The 18849-nt window shown below is 70.4% G+C and carries 16 protein-coding genes and 1 pseudogene; 6 read left to right on the top strand and 11 right to left on the bottom strand.

Annotated features, from left to right (window positions below; all coding sequences use genetic code 11):
- Positions 1–200: 200 nt before the first annotated feature.
- Both G6N56_RS18885 and G6N56_RS18880 read left to right on the top strand, forming a co-directional pair.
- Entirely contained in the window at positions 201–1481 is a 1281-nt protein-coding gene (locus G6N56_RS18885) for a cell envelope lipid trafficking protein PgfA (protein WP_142280811.1), read from the top strand.
- Between the two features lie 16 nt (positions 1482–1497).
- Positions 1498–3211: pseudogene (locus G6N56_RS18880) on the top strand (hypothetical protein); the annotation flags it as partial.
- On the opposite strand, the gene G6N56_RS18875 reads toward G6N56_RS18880, so the two are convergent.
- Positions 3185–4339, bottom strand: a complete 1155-nt coding sequence (locus G6N56_RS18875; protein ID WP_085258058.1) for a glycosyltransferase family 4 protein — start codon at positions 4337–4339, stop codon at positions 3185–3187. The pseudogene G6N56_RS18880 and the gene G6N56_RS18875 sit on opposite strands and share 27 nt — an antisense overlap.
- A gap of 44 nt (positions 4340–4383) precedes the next feature.
- On the opposite strand from G6N56_RS18875, the gene G6N56_RS18870 reads away from it, so the two are divergent.
- The 4 genes from G6N56_RS18870 (at position 4384) to G6N56_RS18860 (ending at position 7870) form a co-directional block, all read left to right on the top strand.
- Entirely contained in the window at positions 4384–5169 is a 786-nt protein-coding gene (locus G6N56_RS18870; RefSeq protein ID WP_085258066.1) for a class I SAM-dependent methyltransferase, read from the top strand.
- Positions 5170–5261: 92 nt separating this feature from the next.
- The gene (locus G6N56_RS18865; RefSeq protein WP_085258057.1) at positions 5262–6734 is read left to right on the top strand and encodes an aldehyde dehydrogenase; all 1473 of its coding nucleotides are present in this window, start codon (positions 5262–5264) and stop codon (positions 6732–6734) included.
- A 348-nt stretch (positions 6735–7082) separates the two neighbouring features.
- Positions 7083–7214 (top strand): hypothetical protein, encoded by a 132-nt coding sequence (locus G6N56_RS29515; protein WP_264020237.1) that lies wholly within the window; start codon positions 7083–7085, stop codon positions 7212–7214.
- Positions 7215–7303: 89 nt separating this feature from the next.
- Positions 7304–7870: a TetR/AcrR family transcriptional regulator gene (locus G6N56_RS18860; protein WP_085258056.1), complete on the top strand. Its 567-nt coding sequence runs from the start codon at positions 7304–7306 to the stop codon at positions 7868–7870.
- A gap of 12 nt (positions 7871–7882) precedes the next feature.
- On the opposite strand, the gene G6N56_RS18855 is transcribed toward G6N56_RS18860, so the two are convergent.
- The 10 genes from G6N56_RS18855 to nirB all read right to left on the bottom strand — a co-directional run bounded on the left by G6N56_RS18855 (position 7883) and on the right by nirB (position 18847).
- A complete protein-coding gene (locus tag G6N56_RS18855) occupies positions 7883–8179 on the bottom strand; it encodes a hypothetical protein (protein ID WP_085258055.1) in 297 nt (98 codons plus the stop codon).
- Positions 8176–9690, bottom strand: coding sequence for a class I adenylate-forming enzyme family protein (locus G6N56_RS18850; protein WP_085258054.1), 1515 nt, complete (start codon positions 9688–9690; stop codon positions 8176–8178). Before G6N56_RS18850 ends, G6N56_RS18855 begins: the two co-directional genes overlap by 4 nt.
- A gap of 67 nt (positions 9691–9757) precedes the next feature.
- Complete coding sequence (locus tag G6N56_RS18845) at positions 9758–10543, bottom strand: crotonase/enoyl-CoA hydratase family protein (protein ID WP_408632630.1); 786 nt, start codon at positions 10541–10543, stop codon at positions 9758–9760.
- A 102-nt stretch (positions 10544–10645) separates the two neighbouring features.
- On the bottom strand, positions 10646–12055 hold the full coding sequence (locus G6N56_RS18840; protein ID WP_085258052.1) for a WS/DGAT/MGAT family O-acyltransferase: 1410 nt from the start codon (positions 12053–12055) through the stop codon (positions 10646–10648).
- Positions 12056–12099: 44 nt separating this feature from the next.
- Positions 12100–13281: an alpha/beta hydrolase gene (locus tag G6N56_RS18835; RefSeq protein ID WP_085258051.1), complete on the bottom strand. Its 1182-nt coding sequence runs from the start codon at positions 13279–13281 to the stop codon at positions 12100–12102.
- Between the two features lie 19 nt (positions 13282–13300).
- Entirely contained in the window at positions 13301–13867 is a 567-nt protein-coding gene (locus tag G6N56_RS18830) for a hypothetical protein (RefSeq protein WP_085258050.1), read from the bottom strand.
- Position 13868: 1 nt separating this feature from the next.
- Positions 13869–15182 (bottom strand): molybdopterin-dependent oxidoreductase, encoded by a 1314-nt coding sequence (locus tag G6N56_RS18825; protein ID WP_085258049.1) that lies wholly within the window; start codon positions 15180–15182, stop codon positions 13869–13871.
- Positions 15182–15841, bottom strand: coding sequence for a class I SAM-dependent methyltransferase (locus tag G6N56_RS18820; RefSeq protein WP_085258048.1), 660 nt, complete (start codon positions 15839–15841; stop codon positions 15182–15184). Before G6N56_RS18820 ends, G6N56_RS18825 begins: the two co-directional genes overlap by 1 nt.
- 157 nt (positions 15842–15998) lie before the next feature.
- Positions 15999–16325, bottom strand: coding sequence for a Rieske (2Fe-2S) protein (locus G6N56_RS18815; RefSeq protein ID WP_085258047.1), 327 nt, complete (start codon positions 16323–16325; stop codon positions 15999–16001).
- Positions 16322–18847, bottom strand: a complete 2526-nt coding sequence (gene nirB, locus G6N56_RS18810; protein WP_264020236.1) for a nitrite reductase large subunit NirB — start codon at positions 18845–18847, stop codon at positions 16322–16324. Before nirB ends, G6N56_RS18815 begins: the two co-directional genes overlap by 4 nt.
- Positions 18848–18849 lie beyond the last annotated feature (2 nt).

Raw genomic sequence — 18849 nt, 5'->3', positions numbered from 1 at the left:
CTGCGCGCGCCGCCCAGTTGCGGGCCGTCGGTCACCTTTCACAGTCTGCCTGGAGTGCTGCCGAGCGAACGGGGTACACCCGTGGAACGCGCGGCGCGGCGGGATCGGGTTCGTGAGCGGATGCCTTATGTCCTGCTGTTAGGGTCGAACGGGTTTGCTTCAGGCACCAGTTCGGGGATTACTAGGGAGGGCACGGCAACGTGAACCGAGCAGTCATGTTGCGGTTTGCCGCATGCGCGATCATCGGACTCGGAGCCGCCCTGCTGATCGCTGCGCTGTTGTTGTCGACGTACACCAGCCACCGGATCACCAAGATCCCGCTGGACATCGACACCACGCTGATCGGCGACGGAACCGGGACCGCGCTCGATGCGGCCTCCCTGTCCACGGAGCACCTGACGGTCAATCAGAACGTGCCGCTCGTGTCCCAGCAGCAGATCAGCGTCGAGTCGCCGGCCAACGCCGACGTCGTCACGCTGCAGGTAGGTTCCTCGGTGCGGCGCACCGACAAGCAGAAGGACAGCGGGCTGCTGCTGGCGATCGTGGACACGGTCACCCTGAACCGCAAGACGGCCATGGCCGTCTCCGACGACACGCACGCCGGCGGGTCGGTCCAGAAGCCGCGCGCCTTCGGCGACGAGAACCCGCCGACGGCGATCCCGCTGCGGCACGACGGCCTGGCCTACCGCTTCCCCTTCCACACCGAAAAGAAGACGTACCCCTATTTCGACGCGATCGCGCAGAAGCCGTTCGACGTCAACTACGACAGCCAGGAAGACATCAACGGGCTGACCACCTACCGCTTCACGCAGAACATCGGCTACAACGCCGACGGCAGGCTGGCCAGCCCCATCCCCTACCCGTCGCTGTACGCCGGCGCCGAGGACGCCAAGGTCACCGCCTCCGCGGCGATGTGGGGGGTGCCCGGCGAGCCCGGCGAGCAGGTCACCATGACGCGCTACTACGCGGCGCAGCGGACCTTCTGGGTGGACCCGGTGACGGGCACCATCGTCAAGGAGACCGAGCACGCCAACCACTACTTCGCCCGGGATCCGCTCAAGCCCGAGATGACGCTGGTCGACTACAAGATCACCTCCAACGAGGAGACCGTCGAATCCCAGGTCAACGCCGCGCGCGACGAGCGGGACCGGCTGGCGCTGTGGTCGCGGGTGCTGCCCATCACCTTCACCGCCGTCGGCCTGATCGCGTTGATCGGCGGCGGAGTGCTCGCCGCGTTCAGCCTGCGCACGGAGAGCGCGCTGACCGACCCCGGCCTGGACCGCGGCGACCAGGAATTCTTCGGCCGCAGCGGGCTGGAGGAACCGGTGCCCGGCGCCGAGGCCGAGACCGAGAAGCTACCCACCCAACGGCCCACGCCGCGCGACGACGTCGGACCGCCCGGCGCCGATTCCCCGGATCCTGCCGGTGACGAACCGACCGAGGCCGGCCCGGCCGACCCCAAACCGCCCGAACGGGAGTAGCCGGGTCGAGCTCACCGTGCGCTGGACCCTGCCCGGGTACGCCCTGGCCCTGGCGCTGCTGGTGCTGGGGCCGCTTCTGGGTCCCGGCTACCTGCTCCTGCGCGACGGGGTGTCGACCCCGCGCTCGTACCTGTCCGATGCCGCGCTCGGGCTGACGTCGGCGCCGCGCGCCACCCCGCAGGACTTCGCGGTGGCGCTGGCCTCCCAGGTGGTCGACGGCGGGATCGTGGTCAAGGCGCTGCTCGTCGTCGGCTTGTGGCTCGCGGGCTGGGGCGCGGCGCGGCTGGTCGCGGCGGCCCTCCCCGCTGCGGGCGCGGCCGGCCAGTTCGTCGCCTGCACGCTGGCGGTCTGGAATCCCTATGTCGCCGAACGGCTTTTGCAGGGGCACTGGAGCCTGCTGCTGGGCTACGGCTGTCTGCCCTGGGTGGCGACGGCCATGCTGGGGCTGCGAGCCGGTCGGCCCGGGGTCCTTCGGCTGGTCTTCTGGATCGCGCTGGCCGGGCTCACCCCGACGGGATTGTTGCTGGCCGTGACCGTGGCGCTGGCGTGCGTGGCTGCGCCCGGCGCGGACCCCAGCCAGGCCGCGCCGCGCTGGCGTTGTGCGGCAACGACTTTGGGCGCCGCGCTGATAGGGGCGCTGCCCTGGCTGACCGCGGCGGCGACGGGTTCGTCGCTGGCCTCGCACACCGCCGCGAACGCGCTGGGCGTCGGCGCCTTCGCGCCCCGAGCGGAACCCGACCTGGGCACCCTCGCCAGCCTGGCCAGCCTCGGCGGCATCTGGAACGGCCAAGCCGTGCCGGCCTCGCGCGCAACGCTTTTCGCGGTCGTGTCCGCCGCGGTGCTGCTGGGGGTGGTGGCAGCCGGGTCGCCGGTGGCGGTGCGCCGTCGCGAGGCGGCGCCGCTGCTGGTACTGGCGGCGGCGGCCGTGCTGGTACCGGCCGCCCTCGCGACCGGCCCGGGTCTGCACCTGCTGGCCGCGGTGGTCGACGCCGCGCCCGGCTTCGGGGTGTTGCGCGACGGGCAGAAGTGGGTGGCCCTGGCCGTGCCGGGCTACGCGCTGGCCGCCGCCGGCGCAGTGGTGACGCTGCGGCGCCTGGGGCCGGCGGTCGCGGCGTCGGTGTGCTGCGCCGCGCTGATCCTGGCGCTACCCGACCTGGCCTGGGGCGTGTGGGGCAGGGTGACGCCGGTCCACTATCCACCCGGTTGGGCCGCGGTGTCCACGGCCGTGAACGCCGACCCCCGCACCGTCGCGGTGCTGCCCGCCGGCACCATGCGGCGGTTCTCGTGGTCCGGGCCGGCCCCGGTGCTGGACCCGTTGCCGCGCTGGCTGCGCGCCGACGTGCTGACCACCGGCGACCTGGCGATCTCGGGGGTCGTCGTCCCGGGCGAGGGCAAGCGCGCCCGTCAGGTGCAGGACCTGCTGCTGCGCGGCCCCGACCCGTCCGCCCTGGCACCGGCCGGGATCGGGTGGCTGGTCGTCGAATCGGACAGCGCCGGTGACCTGGGCGCCGCGGCCCGCACCCTCGACGCGCTGACGCCGGTGTTTCGGGACCACGATTTCGCGCTCTACCGGATCGGCGGCGACACCCCGGGCGCGGCGGGCCGCCGGCGTGCGGCGACGGTCGTCGCCCACCTGGCGTGGCTGGCGATGCTGGCCGGCAGCGGGGCCGGCGCGGCGGCCGCCGCCTGGCGGCGGCGCTCGGCTACACCACGCCGCTGACGAACCCGCCGGCGCACACCGCTTCCAGCACCACCCGCATCGCGTCGGCGCTCTGCGCCCAGGAGAACTCGCCGCTTCGCGCCTGCGCCTTGGCGCCGAGCTCGTCGCGCAGCACCGCATCGGCAAGCAGTTCCTCGAGGCGGTCGACCAGCTCCGGGTGGCTGTCCACCAGGATCCCGGTCACCCCGTCGACGACGGAGTCGGTCAGCCCGCCCGAGGACCGGTAGCCGATCGTCGGCACCCGGTGCTGGGCCGCCTCGACGACCGCCAGGCCCCAGCCCTCCTTGCGCGAGGGCAGCAGGTGCACCCAGGAGCTCTGCAGCACATGGTGTTTGGTGACGTCGTCCACGTGGCCGTGAAAGGTGACCGCCTGGGAGATTCCGAGCTGCTGCGCGTGCTCGACCAGCCGCTGCCGCCACCAGCCGTCGCCGATGATGTCGAGGTGCACGCCGGGCGTCCGGCGCCGCAGCTCGGCGACCGCGTCCAGGGCGTCCTCGATCTGCTTGTGCGGCACCAGCCGCGACAGCACCACCACGCGCGGGGCGGCCGCGCGCGGCCCGCACAGCGACTGCGCGGGGGCTTCATCGAGGCCGTTGCGCACCACCGCGATTCGCTCGCTGTCCACGCCCAGCGCGACCAGGTCGCGGGCCGACGGGAGCGACACCGTCACGTACTGGTTACGCCGGTTCAGCCGCGGCGACACCGTCGACTCGACGTACCAGCCCAGCCGGCCGAGCACCCGCCCGGCGACCGGCCACTGCTCGCGGTGGCAATGGTGCGTGAGGACCACGACGCGGCGCCCGTAGACCAGGCGCGCAAGGAAGGGCAGGCCGTTCTGGGTGTCGACGACCACGTCGGGCCGGGCGCGCCGCAGCGGCCCGACTCCGAACCGCGCCCCCGCCATCGCCAGCAACGCCCACACGTAAACCGAGTACCGACCCCCGGCGCGGTCGATCCGCACCCCGTCGACCACCTCCCGGCGGACCGCACCGGGATAGCGGGCCGTGCGCAGCGTGACCGCGATGCCCGCCGCCGCCAGCTGCGCGCCGATGCGCTGCAAATAGGCCTCGCTGCCCCCACCCTGTGGGTGGCCGGTGTCGCGCCAGCACAGCAGCAACACGGAGCGCGGACCAGACATCAGTCGTCAGCCTAGCCTGGTCACGTCTGCGTAGGGTGTGGCCCGTGGCCACCCCCGCCCGAGTCGCCGACGCCTTCGCCCGCCGGGCGACGCTGGCCCGCTCGCTGCGACTGCTGTCGGAATTCCGCTACGAACAGCCGGACCCCGCGCGCTTCTACGGCGCGCTCGCGGCCGACACCGCGGCGATGGTGGGCGATCTGTGGACGGCCGCGCACGGCGGGCCGCCGGTCGGGCGCACGTTGCTCGACGTCGGCGGCGGCCCCGGATATTTCTCGGCGGCCTTCGCCGCCGCCGGGGTCAACTACATCGGGGTCGAACCTGACCCGCGGGAGATGCACGCGGCCGCGCCGGCGGGCACCTCGGGGAACGAGGCCCCGTTCGTCCGGGCGTCCGGCATGGCGCTGCCCTTCGCGGACGCCTCCGTGGACATCTGCCTGTCCTCGAATGTCGCCGAGCACGTGCCGCGCCCGTGGCGGCTCGGCGCCGAGATGCTGCGGGTAACCCGGCCGGGCGGGCTGGCCGTGCTGTCCTACACCGTCTGGCTCGGCCCCTTCGGCGGCCACGAGATGGGCCTGACGCACTACCTCGGCGGGGCCAGGGCCGCCGCGCGCTATGCGCGCAAACACGGCCATCCGGCGAAAAACAACTACGGGTCGTCGTTGTTCGCGGTGTCCGCCGCCGACGGCCTGGCCTGGGCCGCCGGCACGGGCGCGCTGATAGCTGCATTTCCCCGCTACCACCCGCGATGGGCCTGGTGGCTGACGTCGGTGCCGGTGCTCCGGGAGTTCCTGGTCAGCAATCTCGTGTTGGTGCTCCAGCCCCGAGAATGAAACATGTTCTCGTTTGGCGCCGGCTTGGGTAGGGTGGCGCCCATACGCGCCGGCGACGATGCGGCGCGGAGTCACGAGGAGGAGCGGCGCAGGTGACAGAGAACGCTACAAGGGAGTACGACAAGCTTTTCATCGGCGGCAAATGGGCGGAGCCGTCGTCCGACGAGGTCATCGAGGTGCGTTGCCCGGCCACCGGCGAGTACGTCGGCAAGGTCCCGATGGCGGCGGCGGCCGACGTGGACGCGGCGGTCGCCGCGGCCCGTGCCGCCTTCGACAACGGCCCCTGGCCGACGACGCCGCCGAAGGAGCGCGCGGCCGTCATCGCCAACGCGCTCAAGTTGATGGAGGAGCGCAAGGACCACTTCATCACGCTCCTCGGGGGCGAGACGGGCCAGCCCCCGATGGGCATCGAGACCATGCACTGGATGAGTTCGATCGGGGCCCTGAACTTCTTTGCCGGGCCGGCGGCCGAACAGGTCAAGTGGCGCGAGATCCGCAACGGCGGTTACGGGCAGAGCATCGTGCACCGCGAGCCGATCGGCGTGGCGGGCGCGATCGTCGCGTGGAACGTGCCCCTGTTCCTGGCTGTCAACAAGCTGGGCCCGGCGCTGCTCGCCGGCTGCACGGTGGTGCTCAAGCCGGCGGCCGAAACCCCGCTGAGTGCCAACGCGCTGGCCGAGGTGTTCGCCGAGGCCGGCTTGCCCGAGGGCGTGCTGTCGGTGGTGCCCGGCGGGATCGAGACCGGCCAGGCGCTGACATCCAACCCGGACGTCGACATCTTCTCCTTCACCGGAAGCTCCGCCGTCGGCAAGGAGATCGGCCGGCGCGCCGCGGACATGCTCAAGCCGTGCACCCTGGAGCTGGGCGGAAAGTCGGCGGCCATCGTCCTGGACGACGTCGACCTGGCCGCCGCGGTCCCGATGCTGGTGTTCTCCGGGATCATGAACACCGGGCAGGCCTGCGTGGCCCAGACCCGCATCCTGGCCCCGCGCTCGCGTTACGACGAAATCGTGGACGCGGTGGGCGGTTTCGTGCAGGCGCTGCCGGTCGGCCTGCCGTCCGACCCGGGCGCCCAGATCGGCTCGCTGATCTCGGAGAAGCAGCGCGCCCGGGTCGAGGGCTACATCGCCAAGGGCATCGAGGAGGGCGCGCGGCTGGTGTGCGGCGGCGGCCGGCCCGAGGGCCTGGACAGCGGCTACTTCGTGCAGCCCACGGTGTTCGCCGACGTTCACAACAAGATGACGATCGCGCAGGAGGAGATCTTCGGGCCGGTGCTGAGCATCATTCCGTACGACACCGAGGACGACGCGATCAAGATCGCCAACGACTCGGCCTACGGCCTGGCGGGCAGCGTGTGGACCACGAACGTTCCGCGCGGCATCGAGATCTCGGAGAAGATCCGCACCGGGACGTACGCGGTCAACTGGTACGCGTTCGACCCCTGTTGCCCCTTCGGCGGTTACAAGAACTCCGGCATCGGCCGCGAGAACGGGCCCGAGGGCGTGGAGCACTTCACGCAGCAGAAGAGCGTGTTGATGCCGATGGGCTACACCCTGGAGGGCTGACGCCGACCAGCTCACACCTAGCCGGCGTTACCTAAGCGCCGAGCGTGAACTCAGGGCGAGATTTCGGCCTCTGCCGGCCGATTTCTCGCCGTGGGTACACGCTCGGCGCTTGTCGTTGGGCCCGGCCGGTCGGCGCGAGCGGGTGTTATGCATCACACCATATTGCGGGTGCTTTCCGATCGCCCTGATCAGGACGCTTGGCAACGCTCAGTGAACCGTTTCCCGAGCACTCGCGTTTACTTAGGGAATAAAAGTTGCTTACTTTACTGATGTCTTATATGGTTCTCAGCATAATCATGGGTCGCCGGTCCCGGCGCATGATTGCAAAACATCGGCCGGGAGAGAGACATGTGGATCATCGAGCTCAACGTCGCCGGCTATCAGTTCACCCGCGAGCTGCCCGACCTGAAGCGCCACAACTTCCGCTTCAGCCCGCGTAATATGCACTGGCCGGTAGCCCGGCATTCACACGCTGCATGAGGTTCGCCCCGGGAGGTACGCCAGTGCCTGCGACCACGGACACCAAGCGGGACCCCGCTCCGACAAAGCGCTGCGACACCCGCACGAAGATGTTGGTGAGCGCCGCGCAGGTGATGCGCGAGCGGGGCGCGGCCGGGGTGACGATCGACGAGGTGCTCGCCCGCAGCGGCGCTCCGCGCGGCTCGGTGTACTACCACTTCCCCGAGGGACGCAATCAGATCCTGATCGAGGCGCTGCGCTTCTCGGGCGACTCGATCACCGCGATGATCGATGACGCGGCCGGTTGGGGCGCCAAGGCGCTGCTTCGCGAGTTCATCGATTTCTGGGAACGGACCCTGGTCGAGTGCGACTTCGCCGCCGGCTGCCCCGTGGTGGCGGCCGCCATCGGCTCGGACTGTAGCGGCCTCAACCTTTCCGACGAGGCCGGTGCCATCCTGGGCCGCTGGCGCTCGGCGCTCACGCGGGCCTTCGTCAACGACGGTTTCGATGACAATGATGCCGCCGCGCTGGCGGTGACGTCGATCGCGGCCTTGGAAGGCGCCGTCGTGTTGTCGCGGTCGACCCGCAGCGTGGACCCGCTGCGTCAGGTCGGCGAACAACTCGAATTCCTGGTCAAGGCAAAGGAATTCGTGATCCGTAACAAGATCGGGGAGTGACCCGGCCCGTCCTCAGTCGCTGGCGGGCAGCGGCTTGACCTCTTTGAGATGCAGCGGGGTCTGACCGACGCTGAGGCTGCCGGCGCCGGGCTTGGTGACCAGCACCTCGGCGCCCCCGTCGTCGACGTAGCGCTTACCCATCACCGTGCCCTCGGCGAACGCCGGGTCGAGCTCGCCGGCCCGCTCGCCCCCGATCGGCACCATCGGCACGCCCCCGCAGCGCAGGTCGTCGAGGCTGTCCGCGCTCCTGACGACGATCACCTGGGTGTCACAGACCTGGCTGGCGAGGCGGGTTCCGTTCTTGATCATGCGTGCAGTCCTTCTAGCTCCTGGATGATCTCCCTGCGCAGCACCTTGCCGGTAGGGGTGGTGGGCAGTTCGTCGCGAAACACTACGCGGTCCGGGGTGCGGGACCCACGCAAACTCTTGCGCACGTGCTCGCGCAGTTCTTCCGGGTCGGGCGCCGCGCCCGGGGCCGGCACGACGACCGCGACGATCGCCTGGCCCCACTGCGGGTCCTCGACGCCGACCACGGCGACGTCGCGCACGTGCGGGTGCTCGACCAGCACCTCTTCCAGCTCGGCGGGCGCGATGTTCTCGCCCCCGCGGATGATGGTGTCGTCACTGCGGCCGCCGATGAACAGGTAGCCCTCCTCGTCCAGCAGGGCGATGTCCCTGGTGGGGAACCAGCCCTCGTCGTCGAGCACCGAACCGATCCCCGTGTAGCGGCCGGACACCTGCTCCCCGCGCACGAACAGCTCACCGGTCTGGCCGGGTCCGAGCACCGCGCCGGTCTCGTCTCGGATCTGCAACTCGATGCCGGGCACTGGCCTTCCGACGGACCCTAGTCGCCTGGCGACGTGCGGCTCCTTCGCCGGATGGGCCGCCTGCGCCGCCCGGTGGTCGTCCGGGGTCAACACGGCGATCGTCGAGCTCGTCTCGGTGAGGCCATAGGCGTTGACGAAGCCGACGCCCGGCAACAGCTCCAGCGCCCGGCGGACCAGCGGCAGACCCACCTTCGACCCCCCATAGGCGAGGTTGCGCAGCGACGGCAGCTCGTGACCGCCGCCCTCCAGCACGTCGACGATCCGGTCCAGCATGGTGGGGACGACGGTCGCGGTGGTCACCCGCTCGGCGTTGACCAGCCGCACCCACTCCCGCGCGTCGAACGTGGGCAGGTAGACCATCTTGCGGCCGGCGTACAGGTTCGACAGCGCCGCGCCCACCCCGGCGATGTGATACGGCGGAACGCAGATCAGCGCGGCGTCCGCGGGGTCGGCCGACTCGAACTCCACGGTGCCGGTCACGTAGCTCGTCAGGTTGTTGTGCGTGAGCTCGACGGCCTTCGGTTGCGATGTGGTGCCCGAGGTGAACAGCACGATCGCGACGGACTCCGGGTCGGCAAATTCGCCGGCGGCCTGGGCGCGGCCCGCGGCGGCCAGGAACTCCTCGGTGGTCATCCGGCGCCGCGACACGTCGCCGAGCGCGTCGCGGTACCGGGAGTCGACGATCACCAGCGGATCAGGCAGCCGCTCGATCAGTGTGCGGATCCCCTCGGCCGACAGCCGGTAGTTGATCGGCGTGAAGGGCACCCCGGCGCGCGCCGCGGCGAAGATGAGTGCCGGCAGCGTCGCTCCGCCGGTGCCGACGTAGGCCACATGCTTGGCACCCGACGCCGCGATCACCCCCGAGCCGCCGTCGGCCAGGTCGCTGAGCTGCTGCGTCGTCAGCCGCAGCTCGTCGGACGCCCCGCCGGAGACGATGGCCGTGCGGTCAGGGTTGCTCGACGCAGCCATCTCGAGAAGCAGGGAAATGCTCATCCGCGATCTTTCCGGGGTTCCGACGCTTTACAAATCTAAGCCACAGTGTAACCCGGTCGGCGTCGGCTCAGGTTCCGGTCCAGCGCGGCGGCCGCTTCTCGGCGAACGCGATCGCGCCTTCCTTGGCGTCGTTGGACGCGAACACCGGCATCAGGATCTTGTTCTGGTCGGCGAACCTGGTCTCCCGGTTCCAACCGCGCGACTCGACGATGATCCGCTTGGTGGCGGCCACGGCGAGCGGCCCGTTCGCGGCGATCTTCTCGGCCAGCGCGATGGCCGCCTCCAGCGCGCCACCCGGCTCGGCCAGCACGTTGACCAGTCCCAGCTCGTGGGCTCGCTCGGCGGTCAGGTTGTCGCCGGTGAGCGCCAGCTCCATCGCGATCGCGTACGGGATGCGCTCGGGCAACCGCAGCAGCCCGCCGCCGCCGGCCACCAGGCCACGCTTGACCTCGGGAATGCCGAACGCGGACTCGCGGGACGCCACGATCAGGTCGGTGGCCAGCGCCAGCTCGGTGCCGCCGGCCAGCGCGAAGCCCTCCACGGCGGCGATGAGGGGCTTGTCCGGCGGGCGTTCGGTGAAGCCCATGCCCCGCCCCTCGACGATCGGCAGTTCCCCCCGCGCAAACGCCTTGAGGTCCATCCCGGCGCAGAAGGAGCCGCCCGCACCGGTCAGGACTCCGACCGACAGGCCGGCGTCGCCGTCGAGCCGGTCCATGGCGTCCGCGAGGCCCCGGCTGACCGCGGCGTTGACCGCGTTCTTGGCCTTCGGCCGGTTGATCGTGATGATCAGGATCCGGTCCCGTTGTTCGACCAGGACCTCGGGCTCGGTATGGCCGGCGTCTTCGTTACCCACGGTGCTGCGCAGCTCCTCGACTAGTGGCGGGTGTCGAAACGATCGTAGCGGCCGGGCGGAAATGCCATTGGCCTCACCCGAGATCCGGATTACCGGGCTGGCTCATGCGGGTGCCATCGCGGTCTCGACGACCGTGAGTTTTTCAGAAAGCCCTGCGGCCCTTCGTATTTCGATGAAGTCGGCGACCATGGCCTCGGTCACCTCGTGCGGGTCGTCGAGGGTGGCCCCATCGCTGAGCACCGAGATGTTGAGCTGGTCGACGTAACTCCACACGGTGATGTTCAGACCGCTGCCGGCGGTCAGTGGCCCCACCGAATAGATCTCGGTGACCAGCGCCCCGCCCACCCGGCCACGCTCGCGCGGCCCGGGGACGTTCGAGATGTTCAGGTTCAGGAGCTTGTTGTTCCCGTCCCGGCCCGACGCCCACCGGAAGAAGGCCTGGGTGGGCACGGGCGGCATATAGGCCGCCCACCGGCTGACCAGCTCCGGACCCATCAGCTGGTTGCTTTCCTTGGCCAGGATGGCGTTCTCGTGGCTGCACCGCACTCGCTCCAGCGGGTCGTCGGAGTCGGTCGGGAGACCCACCAGCACGCCCGTGAAGCGATTCCCCGAGATGCGCTCGGGTGAGAAGTCGAAGCTCATCGGCACCGAGGCCAGGAGCGGTTCGGCCTTGCCGTCGTAGCGCAGCAGCAGGGTTCGCAGCGCGCCGCTCGACATGGCCAGGACCATGTCGTTGATGGTCGCCCCGAGCCGCTTGCCGGTCTCCTTGACGTCGGCCAACGCCAGGGTGGCGGTGGCGAACCTGCGCTCCGGGGTGATCTTGTGATTCATGAAGGTGGTCGGCGGCTCGAACGGCCGGGTCAGCTCCGGGGACAGCTTTCGCGAGCTGCGGCGCACCCGGCCCAGGCCCTCGGCGGTGTAGCGGACGGTCCGCGGTATCCGCCCGACGTGCCGCAGGTGGTCGGCGAACGCCGAACTCATGAGCTGCCGTTTGGTGGGCGCGGGATCGGGGATGTACGGGCCGCCCTCGGGCCCGGGCTGCAGGTCCATGCCCCGGGCCATGAGGTTGGCGGAGGCGACGCCGTCGGCGAGCGCGTGGTGGATCTTGCCGACCACCGCGATCCGGCCGTTGGCCAGGCCCTCGATGAAGTACATCTCCCACAGGGGATGGCTGCGGTCCAGCGGGGTGCTGGCGATCTGCCCGATCGCCTCGTCGAGCTCGCGGCGGCCGCCCGGAGCCGGTAGGCGCCAGGGCCGGATGTGGTAGTTCAGGTCGACGTCGCAATGTTCGCGCCACATCGGATGGTGGAATTTGAATGGGATTTCCACGAGCTGATAGCAGAACGGGTCGAGCTTGCCCAGCCGGCCGCGGATCACCTCCCGAAACCCGTCGATGTCGAAGTCGAGCCGGTCGGTGTCCAGCTCGATGACCGCCGCCTTGATGGTGTGCATGTGCACGTTGGGTGTCTCGCTGTACAGCAGTACCGCGTCCCATCCGCTCAGCCGCTTCACCGCTGCCCCTTACCCATAAAGGGACCATACTCAGCGGTGCGAGCTCAGATAACCTCTTTGGCCGCGTTTGCTTTGGCGCGATAGACCTGGTTGAGGAACAGCGATGTCGCGTGCGCGGCGACGCCCGCCCGCTCGCCGTCGATGAGGTCGAATCCGTGGCCCGCCCCGGGCAGCTCCAGGTAGCCGACGATCGAGTGCGACACCGCCCGCATCCGCTCCACGAAGCTGTGGGCCTGCGCGACGGGGATGACACGGTCCCGGCTGCCGTGAATGATCAGGAACGGCGGGGCATTCCGGTGTGCGCGCGCCATCGGCGACGCGTCGCGAAACACCTCGGGGTGGCGGTCGATTCGGCGTCTCACCACCACCCGTTCCAGGAAGTCGACGAATCGTTCCCGCTCCGGAGTGGACCGGTCCTCCCAGTCGTACCTGCCGTAGATGCCCACCACGGCGTCCACCGAGCTGTCGGCGCCCTCGGGCAGGTGTTCGGCGAACGCGGGATCGTGCGGCGTCAACCCGGCGAGGGCGGACAGGTGGCCGCCGGCCGAACATCCTGCCACCGCAACGAAATTGCGATCGCCCCCGAACCGGTCCACGTTGGCCCGGGCCCATGCGATGGCCGTCTTGACGTCGGTGATGTGCCGGGGCCAGCGGTGGTGCGGCGCGACGCGATAGTCGATCGCCAGGCACACCCAGCCCTGCTCGGCCAGCCGCGACATCAGCGCCGAGCCCTGCCCCGTGGATTTACCGTGCACCCAGGCGCCGCCCGGGACGAAGACCAGCACCGGGGCCGGGTGTGCGGGTAAGTCCTTGCGGCGCCAGACGTCGAGCACCTGCGCGGGGTGGTTTCCGTAGTGGACCCCGCGCCGGTACAGGTAGCGGCGCCGCCGCAGCGCGTCCCAGATCGGGGGCGTCCGGTCGACGATGGGCCACTCGGCCTCGAGATCGGCGGCCGACACGACGCCGCGCAGCGACGCGAGCGAGATTTCCTGGTCGCTCTCCCGATCGCGGGGTTCCGCCGCCTTGGCGCCGGGCCGCAGCCAGCCCTTGGCCGCAGCCGAGAGGAATTCCGGCGCGTGCTTGGCGCCCCAGGTGCCCATCGCGGTCATGGTGCCGAGCGGTTCGAGGTGCTTACCGACCACCGGCAGCGAAGCGCCCGCCACGCTCAAGGCCAGCGCATAGTCGGCAGGCCGGGCCCGCAGCAACCACTTCACACAGGGTGTCATGCTCGTCCCCTCGCCGTCATTAGGGGAGCTTACCCCCGCGCGGTTCGGCAAAACCGACGTTTGCGTCGGAAGGCGTTCCGGGGCCGGACCGGCGCCTGCCGGCGCGCAGGCGCGCTACGAGCAGCCGCGCACCGTAAGCGGCCGCGCTGGTCGCGAACATCGCTGCGGTGAGCAGCAGCCACCGCCCCAGGAATGGGTCCTGGGTCTGCCCGGTGGCCGCCCGGTAGGTCGGTGCGCCCTGCTCGATGATGCCGGGCAGGAACACCAGCAGCGTCAGCCCGGCACCAAGGGCGGGTACCCGAACGTGGTTGCGGGCGCTAATGTTTGGCTGGCGGTCGGCACGCCGGCCCGCGGACAACACCCGGTCGGCCAGGGCATAGAGGGGGAACAGCAGCAGGTCGTGGGCGATGACCGCGGCGGCGAGCCAGACCGCGATCGACTGCCACCAGGTGTCGGGGTTCCACAGGGTTCCGGGTTTGAACGTCACCAGCAGATAGCCCAGCAGCGTGAAACCGCTCAGCATGGTCAGCAGATGCGCGGGATGGGACCCGTAGAACGCGGTGAAACGCTTTGCCGCCCCAGGCATTTCAGCTCGACTCGAAGCTCATGGCCGACACCCATTTGGTGTTGTGCACGCCGGGCAGCGCCGGGACGATGATCCGCGCCGGATACCCATGGTCCAGGGACAGGTCGGCGCCGTTGACCCGCACGGCCAGCAGCGCGTCGGGGTCACCAATCTGGTTGGCCTGCAATGTCGCTGCGCCGAACGCACCCCCGGGTTGCAGGGACGTCACGCGCACCGCGTTCGGCTCCGGCACCCCGGCGATCCGGGCCAGGGCGGCCAGCGGCACGCCGCTCCAGGTCTGCACGGTCGACCAGCCTTCGACACAGGCGATCGGCAGCCGCGCGGTGCGTTGCGGCAGGGCGGCCAGCGCCGCCCGGTCGAGCACCACGTCCTTGGGACCGCCGCGCAGGACCAGCCGCCAGCCGTCGCCGACCATTGCGGGGGTGATGCCCGCCGCCACCGCGGTCTTGTTGACGGGGAAGTCGCCGCCGGGGTCGTTTCTGCCGCGACCGCGGGGCAGCAGGAGCGCCGCCCCGCGCGCGGCGCCGCCGAGCGTCTGGCCCACCGACAGCACGCCGATGAGCAGCACCCCGGAGCCCACCAGCGCCAGCGCGCCGCGCCTGCTCATTGTCGGTTCCGCCGGGTCGGCGGCCACCAGCCCGTCGGGGTCGCGCGGCTGCGGGCGGGTGCCGTCGCGGCCGGTGCGCAGCACCTCCCGCAGCGACAGCGACCGCAACCCGGTGACCATGCGCGGGATCTTGAGGGCGATGTGCATGAGGAACCCGGCAATCAAGACCCAGGCGCCGAAGTAGTGCGCGGTGTAGAAGCTGAACCCGAAGATGTAGTCGTACTGGATGTTGAGCACGCCGGTGATGATTTCGAACAACACCCCGCCGACGAGCATCAGCAGCGACAGCCGCTCCAGCACCTGGGCGATCGAGCGGGCCGGCGGCCACTCGAAGAGCCGCGGTATCACCGACCACAGCTTGGCGAGCACCACCGGGATGATGATCAGTCCCAGCCCCACGTGCAGGCCCTGGGTCAGCCGGTACAGCCAGGCGGGCCGGGTGGGCCAGGTGAAGGCCGGCAGTCGCAGCCAGCCGACGTCGGCGGGGATGGCCTGCCCGAACTGCGGTGCGTAGGCGATGTACGACAGCAACCCGGTGACGATGACGATCGGCAGCGCGATCAACAGCACGAGGCCGAACACGGACGTCAGCCAGGGACCCCGCAGCGGACTCCGAAAACGCCCCAGCAGCCGCACGCCGCGCGGTGGATGCCCCTCGACGGCGCGCCACACCCCGGCGGGAAAACCGTATTCGGTCGCGTCCCTCATCAGGGCTGCAACGCTGCCAGACTCGCGATCACCCGGCTACCGATCAGCCTGACTTCGGTCAGTGTCAGCCCGACTTGGGCCGCCAACACGCCGGCGCTGTCCACCCCCACGGAGGCCCAGCGGAACCACGGCCCCACATCCCGGCTCGTTTCCAGGCGCACCCAGCGCTCCCGGATGCCGATGGCCTCGGCGTCGAACTCGGCGACGCACCGCCCGCCTCGGGCCAGCAACTCGACGGCTCGGCCCAGGATCCGCCGCGGATCCCCGCCGAGGCCGACGTTGCCGTCGACCAGCAGGACCGTTTGCCAGGATCCGGTCCAGGGCAGCGGTTCGAACACGTCGCCCAGCAGGGCGGGCGCTCCACCGCGGCCCGCCAGGCGGATCGCCGTCGCGGACCGGTCGATGCCGAGCGCGGGTACCCCTCGTGCAATGAGCCGCGCCACCAATCGCCCGGGTCCGCACCCCAACTCGATCGTCGGCCCGTCACACATCTGAGTGACGGCTTCGTCGAACACCTCGTCGGAGGCGTCAGCGGCCGAGCCATCGGGGCGCGGCACGCCGAGCCACCGGTGGGCTGGCAGCGTTTTCAGCTCGCCGTCCTGGCGGCGGATCCAACATCGTTCGCCGACGAGCGCCCGGTCGTAGAGTTGGCCCAGCATTGCCCGCCTCTCGCGCGTCCCCGACCAAGCGGCCCCGACGTGCTGATGTCCACCAGCGCCAGCGTTTCGATCACCCTGATCGATACCCGGAAGTTCGCCAAAGTAATCCCTTGCCCGGAAGGACACGTGGCAACCGCGGGAACGGTTCACCGGGTATTCAGGCGTGCACGCGACCGTCGATGCGCAACCGGATGATGCCGTCCTCGTCGGCGCGCGCCGGGTAGGCGCTCACCGGCGCACCGTCGTTAGTGACCTCGCGGCCAGTGTCCAGCTCGTAGGTGTAGCCGTGCAGCGGGCAGATCACGACGCGGTTGTCGGCGATCCCGTCGGCCAGCGGTCCGCCGCGGTGCGGGCAGACCGCGTCCAGCGCGCGCAGCGACCCGTCCCGCAATCGGAACACCGCGATCTGCCGGTCGTCGACGACAAAGGTGCGGCCTTCCCCGACCGGGATCTGGTCCACCGGGCCCAGCGAGACGTCGGTCATCGGACCGGCACCTGCGGCAGCGGGATCAGCGGTAGCGAGGACCGGAACTGGTTAGGCGTGACGGGCTCTTCGCTTTCGCCCCAGGGATCACGGTAGGAGTCGATCGACTTCTGCATGCGCGCGTCGAGGTCGGCGGCGATGCCGTCGCTGTCGGAGACCACGATCTCGCGGATCCGGTCGATGCCCACCCGCGGGACGAAATCGTAGGTGCGCTCGAGCCACTTGGCGTTCTCCCGGTAGTACTGCAGGAACCGGCCCGTCAGCGTGATGACCTCCTCGGGGGAGCCGACGGTGGTGAGCAGGTCGCCCTTGCGCACGTGTGCGCCGGCCGCGCCGCCGACGTAGATCTGCCATTGCCCGCCCTCGATAGCCACGACTCCGAGGTCCTTGCACAGCGCCTCGGCGCAGTTGCGGGGGCAGCCGGTCACCGCCAGCTTCATCTTGCCGGGGCTAGGTATGCCCTGGAAGCGCTCCTCGATCGCGATGCCCAGCGCCGTGGAGTCGCCCAGCCCGAAGCGGCAAAAGTCGCTCCCCACACAGGTTTTCACGGTCCGGAAACTCTTGCCGTAGGCGTAGCCGGAGGGCATGCCGAGGTCCGCCCACACCGCGGGCAGGTCTTCCTTGCGCACGCCGAGCAGGTCGATGCGCTGCCCGCCGGTGAGCTTGATCATGGGGATCTCGTACTTGTCGGCGACGTCGGCGATCGTGCGCAGCTGATGCGAGCTGGTCACCCCGCCCTTGAGCTGCGGGACCACCGAGAACGTGCCGTCGCGCTGGATGTTGCCGTGCACGCGGTCGTTGATGAACCGGCTGTCGCGTTCGTCGACGAACTCGTCGCCCCACATCATGTGCAGCAGCGACGCCAGCGCCATCTTCGAGCCGGCGTCCTCCCGGCCCTCGGGGGCCAGCGCCGCGAACACCGATGACACGGAATGCAGTTCGAGCTCGCGGATCTTCTGCATCAGCTCGGGCTTTTCGTACGGGATCGCGGGCACGTACCAGTTGGCCGCGGCGTCCTGGGACACCGCGCCGTCAGCGGCCCACTCGACGATCTGGGCGACCAACCCCTTGCACGACCCGCAGCCCTTGCCCGCCCGGGTGGCCGCCATCACGCCGTCGATCGAGGTCTGGCCGTCCTTGACGCAGCGCACGATCGTGGCCTTGTCGACGCCGTTGCAGTTGCACACCTGCGCGTCGTCGGACAGTTCGGCGGCGCCGCCGGCCTCGTCGGGCGCCCCGCCGATGTCGAACATCAGCGACACCCGTTCGGGGGGCAGGGGCAGGCCGCGGTCGAAGGCCTGCATCAGGAACGCCACCTTGCTGACGTCGCCGACCAGCGTGGCCCCGATCAGCTTGTCGTCGCGCACCACCACCGTCTTGTACACCCCGCGCTTGGGCTCGGAGTACTGCACGAACTCGTCGTCGTCACGCTCCGGCCCCTTCACCCCCATCGCCGCCACGTCGACACCCGCCACCTTGAGCTTGGTGGCCGTGCGCGAACCGTGATATGCCGCACGGGGGTTGGCGCCGGTGATGTGCTCGGCCAGGACGGTGGCCTGTTCCCAGAGCGGCGCGACGAGCCCGTAGACCTGCCCGCGGTGCTCCGCGCACTCGCCCACCACGTAGATGTCGTCGTCGTCGATCGAGCGCATCTGGTCGTCGACCACGATGGCGCGTTCGACCGTGAGGCCCGCGCGGGCGGCCAGGCCGACGTTGGGCCGGATGCCGGCCGCCATCACCACCATGTCGCACGGCAGGCGGCTGCCGTCGGCGAATTCGACAGCCGACGGCAGCCCGTTCTCGCTCAGCATGCGGGTGGTCCGCTTGCCGGTGTGCACCTCGATGCCCAGGGCCTCCACCAGGCGCCGCAGGATCGCGGCGCCCTGGTCGTCGAGCTGGGCGTTCATCAGCGCCGAACCGCCCTGCACGACGCCCGCCTGCAGGCCCCGGTTCTGCAGGCCGCGCGCCGCCTCCAGGCCCAGCAACCCGCCGCCGACGACGAGGACCCTTGCGCCGGGCTGGCTTTGCCGCTCGGCGAAGTCGATCATCGCCTGGGTGTCGTCGAGCGTGCGGAAGCCGAAAACCCCGGGCGCCAGGGTCTTGTCGTCCAGCCAGATGCCGTCGACCGGCGGGAAGAACGACCGGCTGCCGGTGGCCAGGACCAGCTTGTCGTAGCGGACGGTGGTCCCGTCGTCGGCGTGCACCACGTGGGCGAAGGGGTCGATGCGCACCACCCGGACCCCCGCGCGGAGGTCGATGCCGTTGTCGGCGTACCAGTCTCGCGGATTGAGGTAGATCTCGGCGGCGTCGTCCGACCCGGCCAGCACGTTGGACAGCAGTATCCGGTTGTAGTTTCCGTACGGCTCGTCGCCGAACACGGTGATGTCAAACCGCTCGGTGCCGCCGCGGGCGATGATCTCCTCGAGCGCCCGCGCGCCGGCCATGCCGTTGCCGACGACCACCAGGGTCGCCAGACCGGCGGCCCGGTGGCCGTTGGTTTCGGATCTGGTCAGTGTGGTCACGG

The sequence above is a fragment of the Mycobacterium saskatchewanense genome (assembly GCF_010729105.1).
Lineage (GTDB): Bacteria > Actinomycetota > Actinomycetes > Mycobacteriales > Mycobacteriaceae > Mycobacterium > Mycobacterium saskatchewanense.
The sequence above is the reverse complement of the archived record's forward strand: the minus strand, read 5'-3'. Positions and strand labels throughout refer to the sequence as shown.